Source organism: Proteiniphilum sp. X52 (assembly GCF_003712195.1).
Lineage (GTDB): Bacteria > Bacteroidota > Bacteroidia > Bacteroidales > Dysgonomonadaceae > Proteiniphilum.
In genome coordinates, this window is the sequence record NZ_RDSD01000084.1 from 1 (window position 1) to 446 (window position 446).

The 446-nt window shown below is 35.7% G+C and carries 1 pseudogene; it reads right to left on the reverse strand.

The annotated features are described in order from the left end of the window. Positions 1 to 21: 21 nt before the first annotated feature. Positions 22 to 446: pseudogene (locus tag D7D25_RS18125) on the reverse strand (ATP-binding protein); the annotation flags it as partial.

Consider the following 446-nt stretch of genomic DNA (forward strand, 5'->3'; position numbering starts at 1 on the left):
AATGAACCCAATCAAGTGGTTCTACCATCCTCTTATAAACTTCCATGCGGGTATAACTTCAATTTCTATTCCATCTTCTATTATAGTCTCCTCGCTGTCATAAGTCACAATTATGTTGCGTCGGCATGATAAATGTTTTTGTATTTTTATCAATGCTTTGACTTCACGCTCAAACGTATCATCGGATTTATCCATAGAATAACAGGACTGAATCGCTATTTCTTCATCCGGAATATAGAAATCAACTTCCACACCATGATTATAATAGTATACCATATCTTTTGTTCCATAATGGCGCAAAAGAGTGACTGCCAACAGATTCTCCAACAAAGAAGCGCGGACATCCAAAGCCAATATTGAGATGATGCCATTGTCAATGAAGTAATATTTAGGATTGGTTATTTTTCCAGCTAAATTATCGGCTATATTACTTAGAGGTAAAATCA